The organism is Peterkaempfera griseoplana (genome assembly GCF_001418575.1).
GTDB classification, from domain to species: Bacteria; Actinomycetota; Actinomycetes; order Streptomycetales; family Streptomycetaceae; genus Peterkaempfera; species Peterkaempfera griseoplana.
Map to the genome: position 1 here is coordinate 1 of NZ_LIQR01000580.1, position 7,626 is coordinate 7,626.

At 75.4% G+C, this 7,626-nt stretch carries 6 protein-coding genes and 2 pseudogenes; 4 read left to right on the forward strand and 4 right to left on the reverse strand.

From position 1 onward, the window contains the following. The 3 genes and pseudogenes from AOK09_RS41480 to AOK09_RS38545 form a co-directional block, all read left to right on the forward strand. Positions 1–553, forward strand: a pseudogene (locus tag AOK09_RS41480) (hypothetical protein); the annotation flags it as partial. 62 nt (positions 554–615) lie between these two features. Further along, positions 616–1,446 (forward strand): class I SAM-dependent methyltransferase, encoded by an 831-nt coding sequence (locus tag AOK09_RS33250; RefSeq protein ID WP_055590944.1) that lies wholly within the window; start codon positions 616–618, stop codon positions 1,444–1,446. A gap of 41 nt (positions 1,447–1,487) precedes the next feature. After that, positions 1,488–2,837 carry a methyltransferase domain-containing protein gene (locus AOK09_RS38545; RefSeq protein WP_079063629.1) on the forward strand — a complete coding sequence of 450 codons (1,350 nt, stop codon included), beginning with the start codon at positions 1,488–1,490 and terminating at the stop codon, positions 2,835–2,837. Here the strand turns inward: AOK09_RS38545 and AOK09_RS33260 are convergent. After that, positions 2,810–3,523, reverse strand: coding sequence for a response regulator (locus AOK09_RS33260; protein WP_055590945.1), 714 nt, complete (start codon positions 3,521–3,523; stop codon positions 2,810–2,812). The genes AOK09_RS38545 and AOK09_RS33260 overlap by 28 nt on opposite strands. Positions 3,524–3,633: 110 nt before the next feature. Then, positions 3,634–5,316 carry a sensor histidine kinase gene (locus tag AOK09_RS33265; protein WP_055590946.1) on the reverse strand — a complete coding sequence of 561 codons (1,683 nt, stop codon included), beginning with the start codon at positions 5,314–5,316 and terminating at the stop codon, positions 3,634–3,636. A gap of 177 nt (positions 5,317–5,493) precedes the next feature. Between AOK09_RS33265 and AOK09_RS33270 the strand changes: the two genes are divergently transcribed. Then, the gene (locus AOK09_RS33270; protein WP_055590947.1) at positions 5,494–6,876 is read left to right on the forward strand and encodes a cation:dicarboxylate symporter family transporter; all 1,383 of its coding nucleotides are present in this window, start codon (positions 5,494–5,496) and stop codon (positions 6,874–6,876) included. An 83-nt stretch (positions 6,877–6,959) separates the two neighbouring features. Here the strand turns inward: AOK09_RS33270 and AOK09_RS33275 are convergent, their stop codons facing one another. Beyond that, positions 6,960–7,562: a GTP-binding protein gene (locus AOK09_RS33275; RefSeq protein WP_055590948.1), complete on the reverse strand. Its 603-nt coding sequence runs from the start codon at positions 7,560–7,562 to the stop codon at positions 6,960–6,962. Next, positions 7,543–7,626, reverse strand: a pseudogene (locus AOK09_RS42790) (DUF742 domain-containing protein); the annotation flags it as partial. The gene AOK09_RS33275 and the pseudogene AOK09_RS42790, both read right to left, overlap by 20 nt.

Here is a 7,626-nt window from a genome sequence, read left to right on the forward strand (position 1 = left end):
GTCGCCGCCTGGGACTGCGGGCTGGAGTACGAGCTGGAGCCGCCGGAGCGGTCCGTGGTCGCCAGCCTCGCCGGCTGGCCGCTGGAGCTGGCCGTCCAGACCCCCGGCATCCCCGACCCGCACGACCACCGCCGACGCCGAGGGCCCGCTGCTGACCCCGCCCGACCCCGCGGCCTGGGGCCCGGCGCAGCGTCGCCTGGGCGCCGACGAGGTCGGCCGCAACTGGCACCAGTGGCGGCAGCAGACCGCCGAGGTGCGGTTCACCGACTCCGGCAGCGGACCCGGGCACCCCGGCATCGCACATGCGCTGGCCGAGGCCGCCGACTATCTGACGACGCCGCCGCCGGCCGGCCGGGTCCGCTCCGGCCCCGCCGGGGAGGACGCCCGGACCGTACGCGCCGACGGCCCGGGGTGGAGCCTGGTCGCCCGTACCGACGACATCGCCTTCCTGCTCCTCGACGACGAGCCCGGCGAGGTACTGCCCGTCGGCCGCGGCAAAGAGCTGCCCGGCCTGCTCGAAGGGCTCGACCGGCTCGCCCGCGACCAGGGCTGACCCGCGCAAAGCGGGCCGAATACCGGTTGCCGCCCAGCGGCGGGTCGGCCAGGGTACGTGCCATGACCGAGCCGCTCGCCGCCGCGCACCCGCCCGTCCCGGAAGAGATCCTCGCCTACTACGCCCGGGGCCAGGAGGACGCCCGGCTGCGCAGCGGGGCCGGGCGGCTGGAGTTCTGGCGCACCCAGGACGTCCTGCGCCGCCTGCTGCCGCCCGCGCCCGCCCGGGTGCTGGACGTCGGCGGGGGCAGCGGGGTGCACGCGGCCTGGCTCGCGGCGGACGGCTACCGGGTGGAGCTGCTGGACCCGGTACCGCTCCATGTCGCCCAGGCCGCGGAACTCCCCGGGGTCACCGCCCGGCACGGGGACGCCCGTTCGCTGCCCGCGGCCGACGGCTCGGCCGACGCGGTGCTGCTGCTGGGCCCGCTCTACCACCTCACCGAGCGCGCCGACCGGGTGGCCGCACTGGCCGAGGCAGCCCGGGTGGCACGGCCGGGCGGGCTGGTGGTGGCCGCCACGATCAACCGCTGGGCCGGACTCCATGACCTGCTCAACCAGGGCCGGTACTTCGACGCCGCGACCCAGGCCCGGGTGCACGCCACCGTGGATGACGGTCGTACTCGGTCCATCGGACCGGAGGCGACGTTCACCACCGCCTACTTCCACCGTCCCGACGAGGTGCCGGCCGAGTTCGCCGAGGCGGGCCTGGTCACGACCGGGCAGTACGGTGTCGAGGGCGCCGCCTGGCTGATGGGCGACGTGGTGGAGTGGCTGGACGACCCGGCCCGGCGCGCCATGGCCCTGGACGCGGTCCGGCGCACCGAGTCCGAGCCGTCGCTGCTGGGCGTCAGCAGCCATCTGCTCACCGCCGCCACCGCCCCGTCGCGGCCGTAGGCTGCGGGGGCGGGGCGAGAACGGGCACGGAGGGAGGACCGGTGGCGGTCCTGGTGGTCGAGCACAACGCGGGCGAGGGCCCCTATGCGGTGGCCGACGCGCTGCTGCGGGCGGGCCTGGAGGTGCGGCACTGCCGCACCCAGGCGGGCGACGAGGTCCCGCAGGCGGTCCCGGACGGCACGGACGCCCTGGTGCTGCTGGGCGGACCCCAGGACGCCTGGAGCGACCAGGGGTTCCCCTCCCGCCGCGCCGAGCTCGGCCTGCTGCGCGCCGCTCTGGCCGCCGACCTGCCGGTCCTCGGCATCTGCCTGGGTGCCCAGCTGCTGGCCGAGGCCGCCGGCGGAGCCGCCCTGCAGGGCGCGGCGGGGACGGAGCTGGGCTGGGAGCCGGTACGGCCGACCCCGGCCGCCGCCGGCGACCCGCTCTTCGCCGGGTCGCCGCAGAGCGCGGAACACCGGGTGCTCCAGTGGCACAGCGACACCATGGCGTTGCCGCCCGAAGCCGTGCTGCTGGCCACCGGGGAGCGCTACCGGGTGCAGGCGTTCCGCGTGGGCGGGGCCGCCTGGGGGGTGCAGTTCCATCTGGAGGCGCAGCCGGAGACCGTACGGGTCTTCGCCGCCCAGCTGGCCGGGGACGGCCGCGGCGGCGAGGGGGCCGACCTGCTGAGGGAGGCGCCCGAGCGGCTGGCCCGGCTGGCCCCGTGGCGCGACGAGGTGCTGGACCGGTTCGCCGCGCTGGTGGCGGCCCGGGCCGGGCACACCCGTACGCGGACGTTCTTCACCCCCCGGGCGGCGGACTGGGAGGTGCGCTTCCCCGACGACGGTCCGCGCTACCGGGAGGCCGTCGCCGCGCTGGAACTGACGCCGGGTCAGGCCGTGCTGGACGCCGGCTGCGGGACCGGCCGCGCCCTGCCGGACCTGCGTGCGGCGGTCGGCGCCTCCGGCACCGTGCTCGGCGCCGACCTGACCCCGGCCATGCTGCGCACCGCCGCGGCCAAGGGCCGCACCGCGGCGGCCGCGCTGCTGGTCGCCGACTGCGCACGGCTGCCGCTCCCCGGCGCGGCTCTGGATGCGGTCTTCGCCGCCGGGCTGGTCTCCCATCTGCCGGACCCGGCCCGGGCGCTGGCCGAACTGGCCCGCGTCACCCGGCCGGGCGGACGGCTCGCCCTGTTCCACCCGATCGGACGGGCAGCCCTGGCCGCCCGGCACGGCCGCCGCGTCACCCCGGACGACCTGCGCGCCGAGCCCCGGCTGCGTCCCCTGCTCGCCGCCGCCGGCTGGGCCCTGACCCACTACACCGACCGGGACGACCGCTATCTCGCCCTCGCCACCCGCAGCCGGGGCCCCGCCCCGGACGGAGCCGGTCAGGGGGCCGGGGGCTGCCAGCGGTAGCTGAGCTCGGGGCGGCCGACCTGGCCGTACTGCGGCTCCCGAGCGGCGAGACCGACGGCGACCAGGTGTTCCAGATAGCGGCGGGCGGTGATCCGGGAGACCCCGACCTCGATGGCGAGCGCGCCCGCGGAGAGGCCTCCGCCGGCCTGGCGGAGGGCGGCGGTGACGGCGTCCAGCGTGGGGGCGCTGAGCCCCTTGGGCAGGTCGCTGCGGTCGGGGGTGCGCAGGACGGCGAAGGCCCGGTCCACCTCGGCCTGCCCGGTGGCCTCTCCGGAGCGGGCCAGGGTGTCGCGGAACCGGGCGTACCGTTCCAGCCGGTCGTGGAGGGCGGCGCTGCTGAACGGCTTCAGCAGGTACTGGACCACCCCCGCCGAGACCGCCTGCCGCACCATCCCCAGGTCACGGGCGGAGGTCACCGCGATGACGTCGGTGGTGTGGCCGGCGGCGCGCAGGCTCCGGCAGAGCTGCAGACCGTGCCCGTCGGGCAGGTAGAGGTCCAGCAGCAGCAGGTCGACGGGGGTGCCCTCGGCCCGGTGGCGTTCCAGGAAGTGCAGGGCGGCGGCCGCGGTGTGGACGGTGCCGGCCGGCCGGAAGCCTCGGGCGCGCCGGACGTACAGGGTGTGGGCGGCGGCGGCCACCGGGTCGTCCTCGACGATCAGCACGGAGATGGCGGGTTCTGCGGTCATTACTGCTCCGGTGGTCGTCGCTGGTCCGGTGGTCCTCGCCGCTCCGGCGGCCGGGCCTGATCCTGTGGTCCTCGCCGCTCCGGCGGCCGCTGCGGTTGCGGTTGCGGCGGTCATGGTGCCGCGGCCGCGCGCGGCGCCCGGTCGAGGGGGAGCCGGACGGTGAAGACGGCCCCGGTGTCCCGGCCGACCTCGACGGTGCCGCCGAAGCGCCGGACGGTCTGGGCGACCAGGGCCAGACCGAGGCCGCGGCCGTGGGCGCGGCCGGGGTCCGGCTGGTGCTTGGTGGACCAGCCGCGTTCGAAGACCTGCGGGGCGTCGCCGGGGTCCAGGCCGGGTCCGGTGTCGGCGACCCGCAGCAGCAGTACGCCCTCCTCGGTGCGGGCGGTGACCGTGACGGCGGGTGGGCCGACGTGGTGGGCGGCGTTCCCGATGGCGGCGTCCACCGCGTTGTCCACCAGGTTGCCGAGGACGGTGACCAGGTCTCGGGCGTCGAGCCCGGGAGGCAGGACCCGGTCGTCGATCCAGCTGTCCTCGGTGAGGGTGAGCTCGACGCCGCGCTCGGCGGCCTGGGCGGCCTTGCCGAGCAGCAGGGCGGCCAGGACCGGTTCGGAGAGGGCGCCGACGACGCGGTCGGTGAGCTCCTGGGCGAGGGCCAGCTCGGCGGTGGCGAACTCCACGGCTTCGGCGGTGCGGCCGAGCTCGATCAGCGAGACCACCGTGTGCAGCCGGTTGGCGGCCTCGTGGGCCTGGGAGCGCAGCGCCTCGGCGAAGCCCCGTACGGAGTCCAGCTCGCCCGCCAGCGACTGCAGTTCGGTGTGGTCGCGCAGGGTGACCACGGTGCCGAGACTGCCGCTGCGTCCGTCGCCGATGGCGGAGGTGTTGACCACCACCACCCGCTCCTCGGTGAGGTGCACCTCGTCCCGGCGGGGCGGGACCTCCATGAGGGCGGCGGTGAGGGAGCCCGGCAGCCCCAGCCGGTCCACCCGGCGGCCGGCGGCGCCCTCAGGGAGGCCGAGCAGGGCGCGGGCGGCGTCGTTGCAGAGCGCCACCCGGTGGCCGCCGTCGAGCAGCAGCAGCCCCTCGCGCACCGAGTGCAGGGTGGCCTGGTGGTACTCGTACATCCGGCTGAGCTGGGTGGCGTTCATTCCGTGGGTGTGGCGCCGCAGCCGGGCGTTGGCGACATAGGTGCCGAGGCCGCCGAGGGCGAGGGCGGCCGCGGCGACGCAGACCATGGTGAGCAGCAGCGGGCGCAGTCCGGCGTTGATGTTCTGCACGGTGATGCCGGCGCTCACCAGGGCGGCGATCCGGCCCTGCGGATCACGGACCGGGGTGACCACGCGGACGGAGAGGCCGAGGGTGCCGGTGTAGGTCTCGCGGTAGGTCTGCCCGGCGAGGGCCTGCCGGATGTTGCCCAGGTAGGGCCTGCCTATCTGGGCGGGGTCGGGGTGCGTCCAGCGGATGCCCCGGGTGTCCATGATGGTGACGAAGTCCACACCGGAGTCCCGGTCGACCCGGGCGGCGTACGGCTGGAGCGCGGCCGAGGGGTCGGGGCTGCGGACCGCGGCGAGGACGGCGGGTGAGTCGGCGACGGCGACGGCCACGGCGCGGGCCTGGTGGAAGGCCGCATCCTGGGCGCGCCCGGCGGCGCTGAGGTAGGCCAGGGTGGCGCCGACCGCGACCACCACCGCGACGATCACCGTCTGCACCGCGAAGAGCTGCCCGGCCAGGCTGCGGCGGCGGCCGCGCAGCAGGGCACGGCAGCGGCGCCAGAGGCGGACGGGGAGCGGGCTCATGCCCCACAGTCTGCCTCGGCCCCCGTGCGCCCCCGCGCCCCGGGGGACGGGCGGGCGTGAACGTTATGAACGCAAACGTGACGTGGCTCACGCCGGCGCCCATAGTCGGAGCGATCCGCCCCCCAGGATCGTCCGTCGACCCGCCCCGGCAGTGCCGCCGGGGCCGAGGAGCCGCTCATGTCGTCCGCCGCCCCCGAGGCGGGCCCCGTGCCGGGCCGCCGCCGGGACACCACCCACTATCTCTACCTCGCGGTGATCGGCGCAGTGGTCGCCGGCGTTCTGCTGGGTCTGGCCGCACCGGGCGTGGCCGTGGACCTCAAGCCGCTGGGCACCGCCTTCGTCAATCTGATCAAGATGATGATCAGCCCGGTGATCTTCTGCACCATCGTGCTGGGCATCGGCTCGGTACGCAGCGCCGCCAAGGTCGGCGCCGTCGGCGGCCTCACCATTGGCTACTTCATGGTGATGTCCACGGTGGCCCTGGCCATCGGCCTGGTCGTGGGCAACCTGGTCCACCCCGGGGCCGGGCTGCACCTCACCGAGGCGCTGAGCAAGGCCGGGCAGGCGCAGGCCGGGACCTCCGCGGAGAGCACCACGGACTTCCTGGTGGGCATCGTCCCCACCTCGCTGCTCTCCGCCCTGACCGAGGGCCAGGTGCTGCAGACCCTGCTGGTGGCCCTGCTGGTGGGCTTCGCCCTGCAGGCGATGGGGCCGCTGGGCGAGCCCGTGCTGCGCGGGGTGAAGCACCTGGAGCGGCTGGTCTTCCGGGTGATGCAGATGATCATGTGGGCGGCTCCGGTGGGTGCCTTCGGCGCCATGGCGGCACTGGTCGGCGCGACGGGCCTGGACGCGCTGAAGAGCCTGGCCATGGTCATGCTGGCCTTCTACGCCACCTGCCTGATCTTCGTGGGGATCATCCTCGGCGGGCTGCTGCGCCTGGTCACCGGCATCAACATCGTGCAGCTGCTGCGCTATCTGGGCCGGGAGTTCCTGCTGATCCTCTCCACCTCCTCCTCGGAGAGCGCGCTGCCGCGCCTGATCGCCAAGATGGAGCACCTGGGAGTGAGCCGCCCGGTCGCCGGCATCACCGTGCCGACCGGCTACTCCTTCAACCTGGACGGCACCGCCATCTACCTCACCATGGCCTCGCTCTTCATCGCCGAGGCGATGGACCGGCCGCTCTCCGCCGGCCAGCAGATCGGGCTGCTGCTCTTCATGGTGATCGCCTCCAAGGGCGCGGCCGGGGTCTCCGGCGCCGGTATGGCCACCCTGGCCGGCGGCCTCCAGTCGCACCGGCCCGAACTGGTCGACGGTGTCGGCCTCATCGTCGGCATCGACCGCTTCATGTCGGAGGCGCGCGCGCTCACCAACTTCGCGGGCAACGCGGTCGCCACCGTGCTGATCGGCCACTGGACCAGGGAGCTGGACCGTGAGCGGGCGGACGCCGTGCTGGCCGGCCGGCTGCCGTTCGACGAGACCTCGCTCAACGAGGCCGCGCAGCCGGCGGCGGAGGAGCAGGGCTCCGTACCCGCCCAGGCGCCGGCCCCCGCGGAGGTCTGACACCCCCTCGGCACCGCGCCCGTCCTCCCTCCCCCGGTGGACGGGCGCGGCTTCGCGTCCGCGGCCCCTGCCGCCTCGGCGGATCAGCCGGTGGAGGCGTCCAGCAGCCGGGCGGCGTGCACCCGGCCGGCGTGCTCCACCAGCCGGATCAGCACCTCCTTGCCGGACGCACGGCGGCGGGCGTCACAGACCATCACCGGAGTCCCGGGGTCGAGGTCCAGGGCCCGGGACACCTCCTCCGCCGCATGCTCGGGCGCCCCCGAGAAGCGGTTGACGGCGACCACGAACGGGATGCCCCGGTGCTCGAAGAAGTCGACCGCCGGGAAGCAGTCGTCCAGCCGCCGGGTGTCGGCCAGCACCACCGCCCCCAGCGAACCCTGGGCGAGCTCGTCCCACAGGAACCAGAAGCGGTCCTGCCCCGGGGTGCCGAAGAGGTAGACCGACAGTCCCTCCCTGATGGTGATCCGGCCGAAGTCCATCGCCACCGTGGTGGTGGTCTTCTGCTCCACCCCGCCCAGGTCGTCCACGGCCGCACCGGCCTGCGTCAGCTGCTCCTCGGTCCGCAGCGGCCGGATCTCGCTCACCGACCCGACCAGGGTGGTCTTGCCGACGCCGAAGCCGCCGGCGACCAGGATCTTCAGCGCGAGCACCTGGGCGTTCGCGCTGTCAGAGCGCACGGAGTCCATTGATCACTTCCCTGAGGATCTGCTCGTCGGGGAGCAGGGCGGGTGGCACGGGTCGGCCGACCCG

What these genes read in the sequence shown, in the direction of transcription:
- AOK09_RS33270 (WP_055590947.1), top strand. Translation starts at nt 5,494, where the DNA reads ATGTCGTCCGCCGCCCCCGAGGCGGGCCCCGTGCCGGGCCGCCGCCGG.
- AOK09_RS33250 (WP_055590944.1), top strand. Translation starts at nt 616, where the DNA reads ATGACCGAGCCGCTCGCCGCCGCGCACCCGCCCGTCCCGGAAGAGATC.
- AOK09_RS33275 (WP_055590948.1), bottom strand. Translation starts at nt 7,562, where the DNA reads ATGGACTCCGTGCGCTCTGACAGCGCGAACGCCCAGGTGCTCGCGCTG.
- AOK09_RS33260 (WP_055590945.1), bottom strand. Translation starts at nt 3,523, where the DNA reads ATGACCGCAGAACCCGCCATCTCCGTGCTGATCGTCGAGGACGACCCG.
- AOK09_RS33265 (WP_055590946.1), bottom strand. Translation starts at nt 5,316, where the DNA reads ATGAGCCCGCTCCCCGTCCGCCTCTGGCGCCGCTGCCGTGCCCTGCTG.